Genomic DNA, 20152 nt, shown 5'->3' with positions numbered 1-20152 from the left:
GCTTAATTAAAATGCTTAAAGATTTATTAATCTAAAAAGTGTGAGGATACAAAATCAATCACTCTTTTTGATTTCGTACCCTCACACTTAGTTATTTTTATTTTTTTAAATCTCTCTTATAAATACCATTAAAAATTAAGCGCTATTTTGATATTAAACACCTAGTTCTTGAATTGCATTCTCGTATTGACTATTTGAAATATAACCTTGCTGCTTCATTTTTTCTAAATCTGTTTTAACACGGTTAGTAAAATTATCTGACATGTCATTGATATTATATACACTTGGGGCATTTATCTTGCTTGCTAATATAGCACTTTGTAATACCGTTATTTGTGGTAAATTTGGATTGTTTTTATCAGTCGTTACCCCAAAATAGTGATTAGCAGCAGATTCAATCGTGTATTGGTCACTCCCATAATAGATGTTATTCATATAAAAACTTAAAATTTCATTTTTATCATATTCTTTCTCTACTCTATGTGCCACGAACAACTCTTTAATTTTTCTAGTAATTGACTGTTCATTATCATAGTAATAGTTTTTAACTACTTGTTGGGTAATGGTACTTCCACCTTGGACACTTTTGTCACTCAATGTTGAAAATAATGCACGTGAAGTTCCTTTCACATCAAAACCATGGTGTTTATAAAAGCGTTCATCTTCCATAGCAATGAAAGCACCTTTTGTATAATCTGGCATATCTGATGCAGAAACAAAAGATTCTTTTTCTGTTATATTCTTCAACTCATCTGTATCAGCACTAAGTGATAATGCATACATGACGCCGATGATTATTCCAATAATAATTAAGATGGGAATGAGTAGTTTTAAAATGATACCTTTACCTTTTTTCTTTTTCTGCGGTTTATTCACAGGTTTAAAATACGTATTATGATGTAATTGATTTGAATCATTTGAGTCGTTTGATTTGTTGTACGTTTTATAACGATCGCTTCTTTTCATGCGGTAGCTCCTTTACGTTGCTCTCATATCATTATAAGTGAGTGTATCAATAGTTTAAATGTTTATCTATAGCTAATTGCAAAAATCGGTCCAAGGGTGTATGAATGTGTCCACATGAAGTTTTACAACAATGCGTTTTTGGTTATTATGTCTAACTTAGACAACAAAAAAACTGGAAAACGACAGGTATTTTATACTACCTATCGCTTCCAGTTATGAAACTAACTCACGAAAAACTATTTTAATTACTTACCTATACATATTAATCGTTTAATTGATTTACAATTTCTCTATTAAAATCATCTAAATCATCTGGTGTACGGCTTGTAACGATATTTTTATCTACTACAACTGATTCATCAACGACTTGTGCGCCAGCGTTTGCTAAGTCTTTACGCACATTTAATACTGCAGTTAAAGTACGTCCATTTAAATCATCTGTATCAATTAAAATTTGAGGTCCGTGACAAATTGCGAATGCTGGTACATCATTTTTAGTAAAGTATTTCGCAAAAGTACCATATCTGCCTTCAGCATCGCCACGTAAGTGGTCAGGAGAAAAGCCACCAGGAATTAATAAACCATCAAAGTCTTCAGGTTTTGCGTCAGCAATACTAACGTCTACCGCAACTTTTGTGCCATGTTTACCTACGACTTCACTATTCGCTTGATCACCTATAACAACTGTTTCATGTCCCGCTTCTTCAATCGCTTCTTTAGGACTAGTTAATTCAATATCTTCAAATTCATTTGTTAAAATGATTGCTACTTTTTTAGCCATTAATAATCACCTTTCTCTATTTATGTTCTACGTTATATATAGACTAAAACTTGAAAGTTTAAACATCGGCCTAAGATAGCATTCAATTAACTTATTTATCTTCTGATGATTTTGAAACAGTTTTAACTTTTTCTTCAAGTTGATCGAGCAAACCAATCCACTCATCTATATCTTCTACGCGCACTTCGTCCGGATTTACGTGATCGATATCATCAATAAATTTTTCTAATCTTGCTCTAATTTGATCAATTGTTTGATTTTCATTCATTTTAAAAATGACTCCTTTTTATAAGATAGTATAATCCTAACATGGATTTGACAAAATTTGGTATAGTCTTAATAATATTAAGGTGAAATATTAGATGTGAGACACATACGATTATTCATAAATTTGTATACACCGTTCCCTATACAAATAAAGTTTAGTATATACTCATAGCAAATAAAAGTTAAAAAAGGAAGTTTTAATTATGTTGAATTTGTATGCATCAAATGTTAAGAAACCAATTTCAATTCATAACGACCCGTGGGAAGCATACAATGATATGCAAGAACACGATCGTTTGACGTTAAGTAATATCGAATTTACGACGACGAATTTATGTAATATGCGTTGTAGTCATTGCGCTGTTGGTTATACATTGCAAACCACAGACCCAGACCCGTTACCTATGGATTTAATTTATCGCCGTTTAGATGAAATTCCAGACCTTAAAACCATGTCTATCACAGGTGGCGAACCTATGTTTTCAAAAAAATCCATAAGAAATGTTGTAAAACCCTTGTTAAAATATGCACATAGCCGTGGTATCTATGTTCAAATGAATTCTAATTTAACTTTACCATTAGATCGTTATTTAGATATTGCTGAATATATTGATGTCATGCATATTTCACATAATTGGGGAACAATTGATGAGTTTACAGATGTAGGATTTGGTGCCATGGACAAGCAACCTCCATTAAAAGCAAAACTGAGACTGTATGAACAAATGTTATCTAATTCCAGTACCTTATCTCAACAAGGTATGTTTATTTCTGCCGAAACGATGTTAAATCAAAGCACTGTACCCCATCTTGAAAAAATACATAATGAGATTGTCCATGATATGAAATGTCAAAGACATGAAATTCATCCCATGTACCCTGCTGATTTTGCTAGCCAACTAGAAGTGCTTTCTCTTAAAGAGATGAAAACAGCAATCCATCATATTTTAGATATTCGTGATCCAAATTTATGGATGCTATTTGGTACTTTACCTATTTATCCATGTATCAAAGATGAAAATGATCAAGCCTTATTGCAAAGACTGAAAGATACACCGAATGTAACGATGAGAAATGACCCTGATGGACGCAATAGATTGAATGTGAATGTTTTTACAGGTAACGTCATAGTTACTGACTTTGGTGATGAAAATGGTACTATTTCTAACATTAAGCATGATAAATTACCAGACGTATTTAACCATTGGCTTGCGACACCTTTAGCTCAATCACTTAATTGTCATTGTTCCGAATTTAGTTGTCTTGGACCCAATGTACTTGTTAAAAACATGTACTACCCTAATACGGATTTTAAAAAGAAGGAGAAAATCATGCACCGTTGAAATGCAACGTATAACTAAAAAAGCGAAAGTTGTTATTTAATCTAAAGTGATTAACTGTACAACTTTCGCTTTATTTTATTCTATATTTTGTACATTGGATAAAAATTCTATCGTTTCTTTACTTTCTTGTCTGCGCTCTTTCCTACGTTTTACCCTAGCAAGTGCTGTGTCATGAAACCATTTTTCTGTTTGTGTTTCTGGATATACTTGTGGGACTTCTTGTGGTTTCCCATTTTCATCTAAAGCAACAAATGTTAAAAAGCTAAGTGCCGCTAAATGACGTTCGCTCTTAACAACACCTTCAATAATGATTTGTACACAAACTTCCATCGAAGACTTACCAGCATACGAAACCATTGCTTCGTAAGAAATGATATCCCCTGTTTTAATAGGTTTTAAAAAGTCGACTGAATCTGTTGACGCAGTTACCACTTGTGAATTGCTATGCTTCGTCGCCGTAATAGCAGAAATCTCATCTACATTAGCCATCAATATGCCACCAAACATCGTGTGAAGATGGTTCGTATCTTGTGGGAATATTTGTCTTTCTTTTATACTTCTAGATTCCGACATTGATTTGCTTGCTACATTTCCCATAATTTTAGCTCCCTTTTCAATTCTCAATGACATAAACTAAGGAGTGAGTCCGAAATCAGCATAATATAGATTTCATATCCTCACTCCCAATTTAAATAACATCAGACTTTATCATTTTTTGTAAATGTATTTAATATGATTTAACACCTATGCTTACTTTAATCGCTTATTAGCACTTATTTGATTTATAAAATAAAAAATGTTTCCATTACATTATTTTGACCAATTACCATTTTCAAATACAAGTTCTTTTTCATCATCTTGTGTTATTCCATAAATAGTTAGATCAGGGCTTCCAATCATAAAATCTACATGAATTAATGAGTCATTCAACCCATGCGCTAATTTTTCTTCCGTAGTCATTTCTGTGCCACCTTCAACATTAAATCCATAAGCTGAACCTAATGCAATATGACAAGATGCATTTTCATCAAATAATGTATTGTAAAAAATAGTGTTACGATTTGAAATTGGCGAATCATCAGGTACAAGTGCGACTTCTCCTAATCTTCTTGCACCTTCATCGGTATTTAGTAAATCTCTTAATACATCTTCGCCTTGATCAGCTTTAAAATCAACAACCTCACCATCTTTGAACGTTAATGTGAAGCCGTCAATGATATTACCATTATGACTAAGTGGCAACTTATTTGTGACATGACCATTTACATTTAAGCGATGTGGTGCGGTAAATACTTCTTCAGTTGGGATATTAGCAACAAAAGCTTGGCCTTCACTCGTATAACTCGTAGCATCTTCCCAAATATGTCCTTCCGGTAGTCCAATAACTAAATCCGTACCTTCTGAAATGTAGTGCAGTGCTTTATAATTTTTATCTTGTAATTTACGCGCGTGAATACTTAAATTTTCTACATGGTTTTTCCAATTTTTAACTGGATCATTACCATCTACACGCACGATGTCTAATACTTCATCAATAAATTTACTATATGCTTCTGTTTCAGTCAGGTCAGGATATACGCGTTGTGCCCATGCTTTTGAAGGGAATGCTGCCACACACCAAGGGAATTGATTCTTTTGACTTGCTTCCATATAACCTTTATAAGCAGTAGAATATTGTCTTTGATATGTCGATAACTTTTCACTATCAATACCATTCAATAGATCTGGATCTTGTGTAATGAGTGCTAAGTTGGCTGCACCACGCTTCACATAGTCCATACGTTTTTCAACTTCATATGATTTCACAGCGTCTTTCTCAAAAAATTCAACAGATTCATATTCAAATTTCAAACGCGATAACTTGTCATCGCTATATTCTACTTTAACGTCGGAAGCGCCACGTTTATATGCCGCTTCAACTATGTAATATGTTAGTTCTAATGCATCGACACTAGAGCGAATAAATACTGGTTGATCCTTTTGAACATTCATGCCCACACCAACTAATAGTTCGGCATATTGTTGAAGTTTATCTTGTAATTCTGTCATATGGTAACTCCCCCTATTTACGAATTTGACCAAGTGCATCAGCGATTGCCGATGCTTCACTCGGTGTAAATGATGCTTTTGATGTTACATATTCATGAATTTCACGAATTTCTTGTTCATCTGCTGATTTATAATTATCTGGATCAATCAAACTTTGATTCACAAGATTTAATCTATCTCTTATTTCTTCTATCATTTGTTCTATACTTTTTGCCACAAAATTCACCTCTTTTTCAATTTATTTTATCAAATTTACCTATCTTGTAAAACTTTTATGGCAATTACCCTTTTGAAATGATTAAAAAAGCTTTAAAATGGGAAAGAGGAGTATATAAATTTGGAGGTACACAAATGATTACAGTAGCATTCGTATGTTTAGGAAATATTTGTCGTTCACCTATGGCAGAAGCAATCATGCGACAAAAATTACTTGATAGAAATATAAAAGATATAAAAGTTACCTCTAGAGGCACAGGGCAATGGAACTTAGGTGAGCCACCTCATGAAGGTACACAAGCCATTCTATCTGAACATGACATACCTTTTGATGGTATGATTAGTGAACTGTTTGAATCAAACGATGACTTTGATTACATTATTGCAATGGATCAAAGTAACGTTGATAATATCAAACAAATTAATCCTAATATTAAAGGTCAATTGTTTAAACTATTAGAGTTTAGCGATATGACTGAAACAGACGTTCCAGATCCTTATTATACAAATAATTTCGAAGGCGTCTATAAAATGGTACAATCATCTTGTGATAATTTAATCAATTTTATAATTAAAGATGCAAATTTAAGAGAGGAGTAACACATCATGCAAAACAAACTCATTCCAGGAATTTTATTAGGTGCCGTAATTGGAGGCGCAGCAACATTAGCTGATAAATCAACACGTCAATCTTTAAAACAATCTATTAAAGACAGAAAAGAAGGTACGCGTTCTCAAAAACCTTCTGCAATCAATAACATTAAAGACGAAGTGTTATATTGGAAAGACGTTGTAGAAGAAATCAGACGTAACAATCCAGAATTAGAACGTTCAATCAAAGATGCAAAAAATACTTTTGTAGAGCGTAAGAATAATCGTTTAAACGGCTAATTCTACTTATTTTTGTATTTCAAACATAAGCTTCAATAAATGATTTAAGAGCCTGGGATGTATGACATATCTCAGGCTCAATCATTATGTTAACTTTGCTTTGTAATATCAATTTTGTGTTTATATACGAATTTACAAACGGTTGCATGCATTTATATCATTGTCTTAATATTATGTAGGTTTAATTATTATGATGCATTACCGTATTTTCACATTAATAACACTTCATTATTTACTTAGGTTTTAACATTCATTTGATACTTACGCATACACATATGCATTATTCTATTTTTTTATTAATCTAATTATCTATTTTTCCGAAAGAAAATAGCGTCACATATTTACCTAAACTAGATTTTAAAGTATATTAAAATGTATATTGAAAAATATCAATACATAAGGAGATTAGATATGTCTAAAAAAGATAAAACAACTTCTAACTTTTTGAATGAGGCAAAAAGTGTAGAAGAAAATGACAAACAGTCTAATGAAACAAATGGTCAACAAATCAAACGCGACCGCACTTACATCACACCTGATGAATTTAAATCTAAGTCACCTAAGAAAGATAACCAAGCATTCTTTGTTTCACGTATCAATAAACCAGCAAAATATACTAAAGATTCAAATTTTTTCTCATATCTTGTATATAGAATTGGTAAAGATGACGCATCAGGACTGTCAGCACAGTTATCTTATTATTTCATGCTTTCATTGTTCCCAATGCTACTATTCTTACTCTCTATCGTACCAGTTGTTGGTGTGAAACAGTCGACGATAAGAGATTTAATAAAAGATCATGTGCCATCTGATTATGCACCTCAAGTTTCAAGTATAATTGGTGATATTATGGACAATGCGAGCGGTGGATTACTATCTATCGGGTTAATCGCAGCATTATGGTCCGCATCTAACGGAATGACTGCGCTAATGAATGCCTTTAATGTTGCTTATGACGTTGAAGATAGCCGAAATTTTGTAGTTGCTAAACTTTATAGTGTATTATTCACGCTTGCCATGATTATCGTTATGCCAGTTGCACTCGTGTTACCTACATTTGGGCAACAAATTGGTGATCTGCTATTCGGCCCGCTAGGCCTTGGAGATCAAGTAAAGTGGCTGTTTGATACAATACGTTTTGTATTACCTGTAATTGTTGTTCTTATAGCATTCATGGTGTTATACACATTAGCTCCTAATGTTAAAATTAAATTATTGTCTGTTATTCCAGGCGCTATATTTGCAACAATCGTCTTCTTAGGTGGGTCATATTTATTTGGATTTTATATTTCAAACTTTGCTAATTATTCTAAAACATATGGTAGTATTGCCGGTATTATCATCTTAATGTTATGGTTATACATCACAGGTTTCATCATCATCATTGGTGCTGAAATCAACGCCATCTTCCATCAACGTAAAGTGGTACGTGGTAAAACACCTGAAGAACAAACCTTGGACGATATCGAACATAATAGAAATACATCTATTGCAGATAATCAAGATTCTGAAAATAAAAATACTGATATTACATCATCAAACAAAGCAGTTAATGATGTAGATACATCGAAAAATAACGGATAATATTAACTAATCCCCCTCAAACAAATGAGATGTCATTGTTTGAGGGGGATTTTAATAAATATAAAAGCTTTTATTGTTGCATAAAAATTAAAAAGCTAAAACAGCGTGTATGTCTACCATACGCGTTTGTTTTAGCTTGCTAGATTTATATTCCCTTTATTGAATTAAATTGTGCTGGAATGCATATATGACGGCTTGAGTTCTATCTTGAACTTCTAATTTACTTAGGATATTACTTACATGCGTTTTCACTGTTTTAATCGTAATATGTGAAGCGCTGGCAATCTCTTGGTTAGAGTAACCTTTAGCAATCAGTAATAAAATCTCCATTTCACGTTCTGTGAGCATTTCATACAATTCAGCTCGTTGTTTCATCCTATTTCTCATTTTAACTAGGACTTCTGCTTCAAATACTGACTCATTATTGTAAGTCTTACGAATCGCTTCAGCAATATCACTAGCACTTGTTGTTTTCAATATATAGCTATCTACACCGGAATCAAGTGCACGATAGACTTCGTTATCTTCAATATAACTCGTAAGCATGACAACTTTAATATTTGGCAAGTCTTTTTTAACTTGTTCAGTTGCTTCGACACCATCCATATCGTCCATAAGTAAATCCATTAAAATTAGGTCCGGTTTCAGTTCATGTGCTTTTTCGATTGCATCTTTTCCTGACTTACCTTCCCCTACGACATCTATATCAGATTGTGTGGATAAATAACTAGAAATACCTATTCGAACCATTTCATGATCATCAACAAATAATACTTTAATCGGCATTTGAATCCTCCTTATTTAATGGTGCCTTCACTTCAATTCTCGTACCTGCATCAGGCAAAGAAACGATATGAAATGTTGCACCTATTTCTAGTGCACGTTCGCGCATATTTTTTAATCCATAACTTTGTTCTACCTTATCATCTACATTAAACCCTTTACCATTATCTTGTATACGCAATAACAAATATTCTTCCCTATTAAATAATTCAATTGTGACCTTCGTTCCTTTAGAATGTCTTAGCGTATTAGAAATGGCTTCTTGCGTAATACGGAATAAATGGTCCTCGATACCTTTTGGTACTTTGAATTCTTCAATATCATGTACCACTTTCATTGGTACTTTTTTCTGTAAATCAACGACTAAATCTTTAATACCCTCACCTAAAGATTTATCTTTCAAACCAATAGGTCTTAAGTGTAATAGTAGTGCTCTCATTTCTAATTGGGAATCTTGAATCATTTTTTCTAATACTGGTATTTGTTGGTCCAATGGGGCCTTCAATTCTGTCTCTTTAATTGCTGATAACATCATACTTGCTGCGAATAATTGTTGACTAACTGAATCATGTAATTCACGCGCTAAACGTTGACGTTCGTCTTCTATAATTTTCTTAACTTTAACATCATTGATATTATAAGATTCATTCGTCAGGTTCTGTGTTTTCATTCTTAATTTATGTACTTCTTGATTTAACGGCACAAGCGTTTGATATAGTTCGATTGTTTCGTTGTATAATTCAATATTTTGATCATTGATACCCACTGTTTGACCTTCTATTGAACGTTCAATTTGATCTTTTAACCAATGATTTTGCTGATTGATTTTATATGCTAAGACAGAACCTACAATAATACAGAGTAAAATCACCATTAGATTTAAAAAAAGCAGTACAGGTATGCCAAATATTTGAGTATAAAACATACCTTGAAAATACATTATATTAACAAACACTTTATCAATAAAGAATATGGCAAAAAACGTACTATATACTAATATCAACATGGACCCGATCGCTCTAAAGTAGTGATTCATTTATAAATCACCTCAACATCACCTAAAAATGAAGAGACATAAATATTTACAGCATAGTTCTCTGCTTTTGTTTCTTCTACTACCTTAATATTATTATTCTCAACTTTATAAGAGGTTTCGTTTACATAGGCATTCCCGTATAACGTTGTGAAATGTAATATAATATTATAGTTAAGTGGTACCACGATTTGAACTTTTCCAATGATATGTCGAATAACGATTGTATTATTTTCTTTAATGTTTGCTGCTTTAGACATATCAATATGAATATCACCAATGCCATGTTGAATTTGTAAATCTTCCCATTTATAAACATATACAGGTGATCGTTGCTCGCCAAACCATTTTTGTTTTATAAATTCCGGTGAGTCTACTTCTTCTTCTGTTGCAGTAATTTTTAAAGGTTTAAATTTATAAATAATATATCTAACGATGAGTACTATTAAAAATATAAATAATATGATAATCGTATACTTATTAGATAATAAGGTAAATGCTATTAATAACGCACCAATCCAAAAAGCTAATAAACCACGTACTTTATGAAAATAGATATAACCCACATAAACTAAAATACAACCCAATAATAACACAAGTAAAAAGCCAATTTTTTCAAAGAAAATATAATAAAAATTGGCAATAATCATTAATGCTGTAAATACGATAAGCATCTCTGTGGATATATATTTATGAGTCATGTTTCGCCACCTTTCTTTAAGCGACTAAACTGATACGTTCGATTAAATCACATTCAGTTTCAATGTTTGCACGTTCAACTGCCTGATGAGATAAATCGGATTCAATTCTCGCATAGTCTGCTTCCATTTCGTTTAATTCTTTTTTAATTTTTTCTATTTCAGAATGTTCTATTTCTTGAGCACAGTAAATGTAATATTCATCTATCATATCAATATATTTATTTTCTAGCGTTAAAGTTAAGCTGTCTATTAATTTTTCAACATACGCTTTTCTTTCAATTAAATATTTTATGTACATTTCAATGCTTCTCATTTTTTTATCTAAATACTGTCTATATTCTACTAAACTTGTATAAAAAGTGTTTTTAGTCATTTTGTCTAAATAAGTCGTAATATAATTCATAGAATCACCTCATGATTGATTAGATTCCATTATAAAAAATTTCCGGAACCATTGGTATAGGCTCCGGAACCATCTTATATTAGGACTTTAGACCGAAACAAGATTAATCTATTTTAGTAGTTAATAATGGTCCATCTTTTGTCACAATAACCGTATGTTCAATTTGAGCAACAAAACTTTTATCGTTTGTTTCAAATGCCCATTCATTTTTACCTTCTGTTACAAAAGTTGCCTTTGTAGAAATGAATGGTTCAACAGCGATTACTGTGCCTTCTTTTAATAGTGTTTTATCTTTAGGTTCATAATAATTCATAACATGGCTTGGCGCTTCATGTAGAGATTGGCCTACGCCATGACCTGTTAGGTTTTTAATTACTGTAAGGTTATTTTTTCGTGCAGTCGCATGTACTGCTTTACCAATTTGGCTTAATTTAGCACCAGGTTTTACACGTGTCATTGCGGCTTCGAATGCTTCTAATGCCACATCACACACTTTTTGTTTTAATGGATTGTCCGGTTCACCAACAACAAATGAAATCCCTGTGTCTGCATAGTATCCGTTTTTAAGCGCAGACACATCTATATTCACTAAATCACCTTCACGTATTTTACGTTTACCAGGTATACCATGAGCTACTTCTTCGTTTACACTGATACATGTTTGACCTGGAAAGTTCTCATCATGAATTGGCGCTGATATCGCTCCATGCTTTTCAAATAAGTCCTTTGCAATATCGTCTAGTTCTTTTGTTGTAATTCCTGGCTTAGTTGCTGATTGCATTTCATCTCTTACTAGCGCGCAAATATAACCAATATCTTTTAATGCTGTTAATTCTTCTTCTGTTTTTACAATCATATTATCCCGTTCCTTTTTGTAATTTATATTCTTTATTATTATAGCAGACTTTTTTTGATATAATAAATTAGAAAATTTTATCAACTATAGTTTAACATTTCACAGATATTAATAATACGACTACTCACCATTTTGAGCAGTTATTTGACTATACATCACATTAGGAGTTTTTAAATGAATGATAACTGGTATAAAAAAATTATCGGTGCTCGTACAATTAAAACGGGTCTAGCCACATTTCTGACTGCATTATTTTGTTTAGCTTTAAACTTAAATCCGATATTTGCTATATTAACGGCTATTGTGACGATTGAACCTACAGCTAAAGCTTCATTAAAAAAAGGCTATCGTCGTTTGCCAGCAACCATTATTGGGGCATTATTTGCAGTCATATTCACATTTATATTTGGGGACCAATCCCCTTTCGCATATGCATTGAGCGCTACGTTCACAATTATTCTATGTACCAAACTTAATTTACATGTGGGTACTACGGTAGCTACATTAACAGCTATGGCTATGATTCCAGGTATTCATGAAGCCTATTTCTTTAATTTCTTTTCTAGATTATTAACTGCTATCATCGGACTCGTAACAGCTGGATTAGTAAACTTTATTATTTTACCTCCAAAATATTATGATCAAGTTGAATCATCTATTAATTTGACTGAATCAAAAATGTACGAACTCTTTGAATTACGTATGCGTCAATTATTACTTGGTAAATTTACAAAAGGCGCGCCTTATCGTCAATTAAATCAATTAATCGATTTAAATCAAAAAGTGGAAACCTTACTTTCTTATCAAAAAGATGAACTAAGCTATCACAAACACCATGATTCAGAATGGATTCAACTTAAAGCACTAACTACGCGCGCGCATACTAATAGGTTGTTTATTACCCATTTATCTAATTTAGTTTATTTACCGAAAGATACGATAATTACTTTTACAAACGATGAAAAATTGGCGATTTTAAGTATCGCACAAAGTATAAACAATATATATTCGACTGGACACTTCGAGCGTAAGAAACAACATGCCTCTTTACTAAAAATGTCTGTGAAAGGTTTAGATGAGTTTGATAGCAATCAACTTAAAAGTCATGTCATTTATGAAATTCTATTGATTTATCGCATATTAGATCATCGTTTTGCATAAATCTAAATTTATTCTTAAATAAAAAGCACACTCCTATAAGCATACATTGATGTGCACCCCTAAAAGTTAGATTTTTAGTCCAACTTTTGGGGTGCACATCAACATTCATATCGCTTTACGAGTGTGCTTTTTTATAATTTAATTTTTAGCTACGCGATCAACAATAACTTGTTTAGCAGCTTCTTCTTCAGTATTATCTACTTGTTTAGGCTCAAAAGCAATGCCTTTACGTTCACATGCTTTTTCTAATAAATAATCAGTAATTTCATGGTTTTTTGGTAAAATTGGACCATGTAAATATGTACCTAATAGATTTTTATAATGAATACCTTCTTTTGCATCTTCATCATTATTTCCATATCCATGTGTAACGTGACCTAAAGTACCAAACTTATGATATGTACGGCCACCATGATTTTCAAAACCAACTATTGTTCCAAAAGTTTTACTTTCAATCACAATATCGCCTGTAAGACGATTTGTTTGTGACTCAGTATAAAAGTCTAAAATATTTAAACCAGCTAATTCTGTACCATCTGGTGTAATGTATTTACTCCCCAAGAACTGATACCCACCACAAATTGTCAGACCGGGCATGCCTTCTTCAATGGCATCTTTCAATACCGTTTTTATTTTGCTTAATTCTTTCGCAGCCAAGGCTTGTTCTCTATCACTGCCACCACCAATGAAAAATATATCACAGTTATCTAGCGTGATACCTTCTGTTTCATTGATATCAACTACATTTAATTGGATATTCCTCAATTTAGCACGTTGTCTTAACGCAATGATATTACCAATATCACTATATAAATTTAATTTATCAGGCATAAAATGATAAACAGTTAATTCATTCATTTCGCTTTGACCTCCTCAAAAGAGTGGTTTAATTGTTCTAACATAGGTGCGAGCGAAGTATAATTTGGAATTGCTACAGTAAAGCTCTCTTTATATTCCATAGATTTAGCAGTCGCTTTGTAGATATCGCGCTCTAAGATAACAGGTACTGTAACACCAGCCAATTTTAATCTTAATTGAAGTTCTTCTGCTCTAGTTCCTGTAACAATAATTGTCTCTATTTGTTGTCTTGTTAATTTTTCAAAATCTGCATCATATATCCACGATGTATCTCTACCATCTGCAGCATTATCATTTAAACTGATAAGGTAAACCTTACTACCGCTTAATTGTTCACCTACTGAGAGACTTGCGTTCATCCCTGCAGGATTTTTGGCTAAGTTTATCATAGCTTCTTTGCTATCTTGTTTAAAATATTGCATACGGCCGTTGTCTGATGTATACGTTTCAAAACCTTTTCTGATGCCGTCATCATTAATGCCTAACTCTCTTAATACAGAATATGCAGCAATCGCGTTATAAGCATTAAAATCACCAGCTATTTTCATATTAAACGTTTTAGAACCAATATTTAAGTTTATAAACGGTGTCAGTGTAAATGAGGATACTTCATATTGTGTATCCTCACGTTTAAAACCACATTCACAGTGATAATGACCAATTTGGTTATATTGGATATAGTCATAATGGAGTAAACGTCCGCAGTTTGGACAATAACGGCTTTCATTCATTGTACTTTGTTCAAATTTGTGTGCGTGTGCCTTCATGCCATAGTAAACCACCGTGTCACTCGCAATTTTCAACCTACTCACAAATGGATCATCTGCATTCAATAATAATTTAATGCCTTTATTATTAATCGCCTTTGCTATGTTATTAACCATAATATCAATTTCACCAAAACGGTCCATTTGATCTCGGAAGAAATTCGTAACAACCATCATCGTTGGTGTTACTTCGTTAAGCACTCTCGGAATAGAGCCCTCGTCAATTTCAATGACTGCGATTTTTGTATTTTTCTTATTTTGCAAAATAAAAGCAGATGTAATACCTGCAGCCATATTTGCGCCTTCATTATTATGTATGATTTCTATATCATTAGCTTTTAATGTATGACCGATTAGGTTTGAAGTGGTTGTTTTCCCGTTCGTACCACTTATAAAAACAATCTCATCAACTTGAGATGCTAACTTTCTTAATATATTTTTATCTACTCTTCTAGCTACTTGACCGGGCAAGTCTGTGCCTTTTTTGCCAACAGCTTTACTTGCTTGCCTTGCCAATTTTGCTAAGCGGGTTGCAGTCCAGTATCTCATTTAGCTCCTCCTCTACTCTTCACTCAAATATTATAACACGATTATGTTGTATTCCAAACAATTCTCAACCCAATATACATGAGTCTTTTTCAAATAAAGTAGCGTATAATTTACTACTAAGTCTAGTTTTGCTATACTGAAAAAAAGTATAGGAGGCTTATTAATTATGTTAAACAAAGAACTATTAGATGCTTTAAATGAACAAATGAATCATGAATTTTATGCTGCTCACGCTTATATGGCTATGGCTGCCTTTTGTGACGACAATTCTTACGAAGGTTTTGCAAATTTTTATATTCAACAAGCTAAAGAAGAAAGATTCCATGGTAAAAAAATATATGACTATATTAACGACCGTGGAGAGCATGCTTTATTTACAGCAATTCCTGCACCAAAAACAGAGTTCAGCAGCATCTTAGAAACGTTTGAAGATGGTTTGGCTCAAGAACAAGACGTTACACGTAGATTCTATAATTTATCAGATTTAGCTAACAAAGATAAAGATTATGCTACGATTTCATTCTTAAATTGGTTCTTAGACGAGCAAGTTGAAGAAGAAGCTATGTTTGAAACGCATATCGATTACTTAAATCGTATTGGTGATGATAGTAATACACTTTATCTTTATGAAAAAGAGTTAGCTGCACGTTCATTTGATGAATCAGAATAATTAATAGGTAATACTCATGAATTTATATATCAAAAAAGTCTGGGACATCAATAAATGTCCCAGACTTTTTTGAATTAGGCAGTAAATGTTAGTTCAATCTCATTAACTTGACTGTCTTTCATTTATTCTATAAAGTCATAACATATTCAATTATAGAAAGGGAACTTGCTCCATGAGTAACGATGCATTTATAGCTTTAGATTTTGAAACTGCCAACGGTAAACGTACAAGTATTTGTGCTGTTGGTATGGTTAAAGTAGTCAACCACCAGATAACAGAATCTTTCTATACACTTGTTAACCCTAATGACTATTTCTCACAACAAAATATCGCAGTCCACGGCATACATCCTGAACAAGTTGAAGATGCGCCTACATTTCAAACAGTATATCCCTATATGTTGCAATTTATCGGGGATTTACCCGTCGTTGCGCATAATGCAGCATTCGATATGAACGTTCTACATGAAAGTATTAGTGCATTTGGTTTTGATACCCCTAATATGACTTACTTTTGCTCTTTACAACTTTCAAGAAGAACAGTAGAAAATCATCGCTATGGTCTAAATTACATGATGCAATATTATAATTTAGATTTTCATGGACATCATGATGCGCTCAATGATGCTAAAGCATGTGCTATGATTACGTTCCGTCTCTTAAAACATTATGATGATTTACCTAGTATGTTAAATATCTACGGCAAGGATTTAAAAGATAAAGATTAATTCTATTTCCTTGATATGTCTGTAAAATAACTTAGCTACTATAAATCAATTTCTATCTTATTAAATATAATCGTATATTGTCATATTTTCATATGTCGCTTTTTCAAGATTACCAACAGTCACCCCTACAAGACGAATAGGCGTTTCAGGATTTTTTAATTCTGTATATAAATCATAAGCAATATTGTATATGTCAGTTTCTGAGCGAACCGGGTATCTAAGACTACGTTGTTTCGACAAAGATTCAAACTTAAATGTTTTAATTTTTACCGTTATTGTTTTTCCAGATTTTTGTAATTTAGCTAGACGTTCTGCTGTTTTATTACTTAATTCCCAAATTTTTTGTAAAATTTCTTCATCATCATTCATATCTGTGGCAAATGTTCGTTCTGTACCAACAGATTTCCTGATTCTAGTAGGCTTTACTGGATTATGATCTATCCCCCTCGCTTTATTGTACAAGCCATGTCCACGCTTACCAAATAGTCTAATAAGGTCCCGTTCACTTTGATTATATAAATCCTGTCCTGTATAAATCGCTTCTTGATGCATTTTTTGTTTTGAAGCTTTACCAACACCAGGAAAATCTCCAATGTCTAAGCCCATTAAAATATCATGAACATTTCTATAGTCAATAACTGTTAAACCGTTGGGCTTGTTCATACCACTTGCTAATTTAGCTAAAAATTTATTATATGATACACCTGCTGACGAAGTAAGCATTGTAGCTTCATAAATATCTCTCCTGATATATTGAGCGATTCGAGAGGCTGGTAAATCAGGTCTGACAAGATGTGTGATATCCAAATATGCTTCATCCAAAGACAAAGGTTCAACAACCTCTGTATAACTTTTAAATATATTCATAATCTTTTCCGATGCAGTTTTATAAGCTTCGAATCTTGGCGTCACATAGTACCCGTTAGGACATAATTTATGCGCTTGTGCAGTGGGCATCGCAGAATGTACACCATATTGTCTTGCCTCATATGATGCCGTTGATACGACCCCTCTTCCACTAGCTTTACCACCAACAATGACAGGTTTTCCTTTTAGTTTAGGGTTATCCCTCATTTCTACTTGTGCGAAAAAGTAGTCCATATCCACATGTATAATCCGTCTTTCTGACAATGCCCTCACCTCCTGTATTCGATATAATTTATAATTGTGTTGTTTTTATCTTACATCCTCCATCATCATTTTTCTTTGAATTTGCTCAATAAAAAAAGGAACAGTACACGTTTAAGTGAATCAGTTTGAATTTAATATTCAAATGATCATTTACTCAAACGGAGCTGATCCTTTATCAAAGTTACATTTATCATATTATGATTTCAATTCAGTTCGAAATTCTTGAGCAGGGGCATGCGCTTGTGTATAAAATTTAATCCCTTCTTCTGTATCTTCAATAAGTTGTACATGTTTATTTAATAAACCTGTAAGGAAATACATATCCATTACGCAATATCCTATGTGAAAACATGCAATAAAGATAATAGATGAGTAAGCAAAATACGAAAATATTACTAATAATACGCTTGTGATAATGACTAAAGGGGCTAACATAATTGTCATGTATTGCCATTTTTTAAAATAAACATTTGGCATATGTGTTGTAATCAAACCTGATTTAATACGATATGTAGGTTTATTACCTTTTGACATTACTCTGAACATTATATTATGAATAAATTCATGCAAGAAATACACTGCTGCAAAACCAACAATACCAAAAATAATATTAAAAATTATGTTTTGTTCTATAATATGGGTCATAGAATATGCCATTTTATAAGAAATCAAAATGCTAATCATCACAATAGTTAATTGAAATAAAATAAAACCTTCAACTGCTTTCTTATTAGAAAACAAATCAATTTTAAACATTAGACGCCCTCCTCGTCACTCGTTATTAACTAGAGTATACAACGATTATCACCACTATGAAAGGGGTTAAAGTGAAAGTAAGTTGCTTGTAATTGAATTTTAACAAACTTACTCATTTTGCAATATTTTGCAATGTTTAGCAAACAAATTATTAATTATTTTTACACAAGTCATATATATAAAACGTATTTAATTATAAGTAATACAGTCTTTGCATCAATGCTTTATATACGTTCAAATTGTGCCACTGTTTCAACATGCGTAGTATGTGGAAACATATCAACCGGTGTAATTTGTGTTAACTTATATTGGTTTGCTAATAATTGTGCATCACGCTGTTGCGTTGATGGGTTACATGATATGTAGACAATTTTTTGAGGATTTAGCTCTAATAATGTCTTCAAAAATGTTTCGTCACAACCCTTTCTAGGTGGATCAACCATTACAACATCTGGTCTTATTCCTTCTGATTTCCATTTTAAGATAACTTCTTCTGCCTTACCACAGACAAAAGTAGTATTTTCAAATTGGTTTATAGTCGCATTTTGTTGAGCATCTGTAATGGCTTCTGGCACAACCTCAACACCATAGACATGTTTTGCTTTGGGAGCCATATATAAACCAATGGTACCAATACCGCAATAAGTATCCAACACTGTTTCTTCTCCCTGTAGTTCAGCATAATCTATAGCACGTTGATATAGTTTTTCTGTTTGGATAGAATTAATTTGATAAAATGATTGGTCATTAATTTTAAATGTCACATCTGACAACGTATCGACAATCTCATCTTTACCATAAAGTGTATATGAATTTTGTCCCATTATAACGTTGGAATGTGTATCATTTACATTTTGTTTAATACTCACTATTGCTGGAAAATGTTGTTTTAAACGTTCTGTTAGGATGTCACCTTGTTTAAATTTTTTGCCATTTGTTACAAAAATGACCATGAGTTCTCTAGAATGATGCCCTGTTCTTATTACAACATGACGCATCATGCCTTGCTTTTTACGCTCATTATAAACACTGATGTTTAGTTCATTTAACCACGCTTTTAATTTATTTATAACTTCTTGGTGTAGTTGGTCTTGAATCAAACATTCATCCATATCAATAATATCGTGGCTACGTTGACGATAAAATCCTGTTATAACTTTATTCTCATTGTTTTTACCCACTGGAATTTGTGATTTATTTCTGTAGTACCAAGGATTTTCCATACCAATCGTGTCATGAATGATTGTATCTTTAAATCCAGCTTTACGTTGAAATAAATTCACAACTTGTTCTTTTTTCATATTTAACTGCGCTTGATATGTCATGTGCTGCAACTGACAACCACCACATTTATAATAATATATACACGGTGGTTCTACTCGATCAGTACTTTTTTCTTTAATTTCAACCAGCTTACCAATTGCGAAGTTCTTTTTCACTTTGATTACTTTAAACGCTATCACTTCATTAATGAGTGCATTGGGCACAAAAATTGGATAACGATCAAATTTCACAACACCATGACCTTCATGTGTTAAATCTATCACTGTTCCTTCAATTATTTCATTTTTTTGTATCGCATTCATTACTTCACCCCACATTAAAAGAGGTTAGGATGTATGTTGACTGACCTAACCTCGTAGTTTAATCTAAATTGTAT

General features: G+C 32.5%; 23 protein-coding genes. 7 read left to right on the top strand and 16 right to left on the bottom strand.

Translation table 11 applies throughout. The annotated features are described in order from the left end of the window. Positions 1-153 precede the first annotated feature (153 nt). The 3 genes from sgtB to M1D64_RS04650 all read right to left on the bottom strand — a co-directional run bounded on the left by sgtB (position 154) and on the right by M1D64_RS04650 (position 2015). Positions 154-966 carry a monofunctional peptidoglycan glycosyltransferase SgtB gene (gene sgtB, locus M1D64_RS04660; RefSeq protein ID WP_480977558.1) on the bottom strand — a complete coding sequence of 271 codons (813 nt, stop codon included), beginning with the start codon at positions 964-966 and terminating at the stop codon, positions 154-156. 262 nt (positions 967-1228) lie between these two features. Further along, positions 1229-1747 (bottom strand): type 1 glutamine amidotransferase domain-containing protein, encoded by a 519-nt coding sequence (locus M1D64_RS04655; protein ID WP_011302786.1) that lies wholly within the window; start codon positions 1745-1747, stop codon positions 1229-1231. Between the two features lie 91 nt (positions 1748-1838). Continuing rightward, positions 1839-2015: an SE1561 family protein gene (locus M1D64_RS04650; RefSeq protein ID WP_002482854.1), complete on the bottom strand. Its 177-nt coding sequence runs from the start codon at positions 2013-2015 to the stop codon at positions 1839-1841. Positions 2016-2217: 202 nt separating this feature from the next. On the opposite strand from M1D64_RS04650, the gene yfkAB reads away from it, so the two are divergent. Next, positions 2218-3357, top strand: coding sequence for a radical SAM/CxCxxxxC motif protein YfkAB (gene yfkAB, locus M1D64_RS04645; protein ID WP_368912790.1), 1140 nt, complete (start codon positions 2218-2220; stop codon positions 3355-3357). Positions 3358-3432: 75 nt separating this feature from the next. On the opposite strand, the gene M1D64_RS04640 is transcribed toward yfkAB, so the two are convergent. The 3 genes from M1D64_RS04640 to M1D64_RS04630 form a co-directional block, all read right to left on the bottom strand. Beyond that, a complete protein-coding gene (locus M1D64_RS04640; protein ID WP_037538134.1) occupies positions 3433-3954 on the bottom strand; it encodes an acyl-CoA thioesterase in 522 nt (173 codons plus the stop codon). 213 nt (positions 3955-4167) lie between these two features. Continuing rightward, positions 4168-5406, bottom strand: a complete 1239-nt coding sequence (locus M1D64_RS04635) for an aminopeptidase (RefSeq protein WP_041079969.1) — start codon at positions 5404-5406, stop codon at positions 4168-4170. A 13-nt stretch (positions 5407-5419) separates the two neighbouring features. Continuing rightward, positions 5420-5623 carry a DUF1128 family protein gene (locus M1D64_RS04630; RefSeq protein ID WP_002482850.1) on the bottom strand — a complete coding sequence of 68 codons (204 nt, stop codon included), beginning with the start codon at positions 5621-5623 and terminating at the stop codon, positions 5420-5422. Positions 5624-5757: 134 nt separating this feature from the next. On the opposite strand from M1D64_RS04630, the gene M1D64_RS04625 reads away from it, so the two are divergent. The 3 genes from M1D64_RS04625 to M1D64_RS04615 all read left to right on the top strand — a co-directional run bounded on the left by M1D64_RS04625 (position 5758) and on the right by M1D64_RS04615 (position 8097). Next, entirely contained in the window at positions 5758-6222 is a 465-nt protein-coding gene (locus tag M1D64_RS04625) for a low molecular weight protein-tyrosine-phosphatase (protein ID WP_037538133.1), read from the top strand. A 6-nt stretch (positions 6223-6228) separates the two neighbouring features. Next, positions 6229-6513, top strand: coding sequence for a hypothetical protein (locus M1D64_RS04620; protein WP_002482848.1), 285 nt, complete (start codon positions 6229-6231; stop codon positions 6511-6513). 411 nt (positions 6514-6924) lie between these two features. Beyond that, positions 6925-8097, top strand: a complete 1173-nt coding sequence (locus tag M1D64_RS04615; RefSeq protein WP_002482847.1) for a YihY/virulence factor BrkB family protein — start codon at positions 6925-6927, stop codon at positions 8095-8097. A gap of 156 nt (positions 8098-8253) precedes the next feature. On the opposite strand, the gene vraR is transcribed toward M1D64_RS04615, so the two are convergent. The 5 genes from vraR to map all read right to left on the bottom strand — a co-directional run bounded on the left by vraR (position 8254) and on the right by map (position 11873). Continuing rightward, positions 8254-8883, bottom strand: coding sequence for a response regulator transcription factor VraR (vraR, locus tag M1D64_RS04610; protein ID WP_002482846.1), 630 nt, complete (start codon positions 8881-8883; stop codon positions 8254-8256). Further along, the gene (gene vraS, locus M1D64_RS04605) at positions 8873-9916 is read right to left on the bottom strand and encodes a sensor histidine kinase VraS (protein ID WP_011302781.1); all 1044 of its coding nucleotides are present in this window, start codon (positions 9914-9916) and stop codon (positions 8873-8875) included. Before vraS ends, vraR begins: the two co-directional genes overlap by 11 nt. Continuing rightward, positions 9913-10614: a cell wall-active antibiotics response protein VraT gene (gene vraT / locus M1D64_RS04600; protein ID WP_011302780.1), complete on the bottom strand. Its 702-nt coding sequence runs from the start codon at positions 10612-10614 to the stop codon at positions 9913-9915. Before vraT ends, vraS begins: the two co-directional genes overlap by 4 nt. A 16-nt stretch (positions 10615-10630) precedes the next feature. Continuing rightward, positions 10631-11017 (bottom strand): hypothetical protein, encoded by a 387-nt coding sequence (locus tag M1D64_RS04595; RefSeq protein ID WP_041079966.1) that lies wholly within the window; start codon positions 11015-11017, stop codon positions 10631-10633. Positions 11018-11120: 103 nt separating this feature from the next. Continuing rightward, entirely contained in the window at positions 11121-11873 is a 753-nt protein-coding gene (gene map / locus M1D64_RS04590) for a type I methionyl aminopeptidase (RefSeq protein ID WP_011302778.1), read from the bottom strand. 174 nt (positions 11874-12047) lie between these two features. Between map and M1D64_RS04585 the strand changes: the two genes are divergently transcribed. Beyond that, positions 12048-13034, top strand: a complete 987-nt coding sequence (locus tag M1D64_RS04585) for an FUSC family protein (protein WP_002482841.1) — start codon at positions 12048-12050, stop codon at positions 13032-13034. Between the two features lie 138 nt (positions 13035-13172). Here M1D64_RS04585 and gatD read toward each other — a convergent pair whose 3' ends face one another. Both gatD and murT read right to left on the bottom strand, forming a co-directional pair. After that, positions 13173-13892, bottom strand: coding sequence for a lipid II isoglutaminyl synthase subunit GatD (gatD, locus tag M1D64_RS04580; RefSeq protein WP_480977557.1), 720 nt, complete (start codon positions 13890-13892; stop codon positions 13173-13175). Further along, entirely contained in the window at positions 13889-15208 is a 1320-nt protein-coding gene (gene murT / locus M1D64_RS04575; protein WP_041079965.1) for a lipid II isoglutaminyl synthase subunit MurT, read from the bottom strand. The genes gatD and murT overlap by 4 nt, the downstream gene beginning before the upstream one ends. A gap of 166 nt (positions 15209-15374) precedes the next feature. Between murT and ftnA the strand changes: the two genes are divergently transcribed. After that, positions 15375-15878 (top strand): H-type ferritin FtnA, encoded by a 504-nt coding sequence (gene ftnA, locus M1D64_RS04570; RefSeq protein WP_002482836.1) that lies wholly within the window; start codon positions 15375-15377, stop codon positions 15876-15878. 172 nt (positions 15879-16050) lie between these two features. After that, positions 16051-16605, top strand: coding sequence for a 3'-5' exonuclease (locus tag M1D64_RS04565; RefSeq protein WP_002482835.1), 555 nt, complete (start codon positions 16051-16053; stop codon positions 16603-16605). A 60-nt stretch (positions 16606-16665) separates the two neighbouring features. On the opposite strand, the gene dinB is transcribed toward M1D64_RS04565, so the two are convergent. The 3 genes from dinB to rlmD all read right to left on the bottom strand — a co-directional run bounded on the left by dinB (position 16666) and on the right by rlmD (position 20078). Next, on the bottom strand, positions 16666-17736 hold the full coding sequence (gene dinB / locus M1D64_RS04560) for a DNA polymerase IV (protein WP_069821653.1): 1071 nt from the start codon (positions 17734-17736) through the stop codon (positions 16666-16668). A gap of 195 nt (positions 17737-17931) precedes the next feature. Next, positions 17932-18492 carry a DUF3267 domain-containing protein gene (locus tag M1D64_RS04555; protein ID WP_002482833.1) on the bottom strand — a complete coding sequence of 187 codons (561 nt, stop codon included), beginning with the start codon at positions 18490-18492 and terminating at the stop codon, positions 17932-17934. Between the two features lie 224 nt (positions 18493-18716). Then, positions 18717-20078, bottom strand: a complete 1362-nt coding sequence (gene rlmD, locus M1D64_RS04550; RefSeq protein ID WP_270892620.1) for a 23S rRNA (uracil(1939)-C(5))-methyltransferase RlmD — start codon at positions 20076-20078, stop codon at positions 18717-18719. Between the last annotated feature and the right edge of the window lie 74 nt (positions 20079-20152).

It is taken from the genome of Staphylococcus sp. Z5-21, from assembly GCF_056529615.1.
The sequence above is the reverse complement of the archived record's forward strand: the minus strand, read 5'-3'. Positions and strand labels throughout refer to the sequence as shown.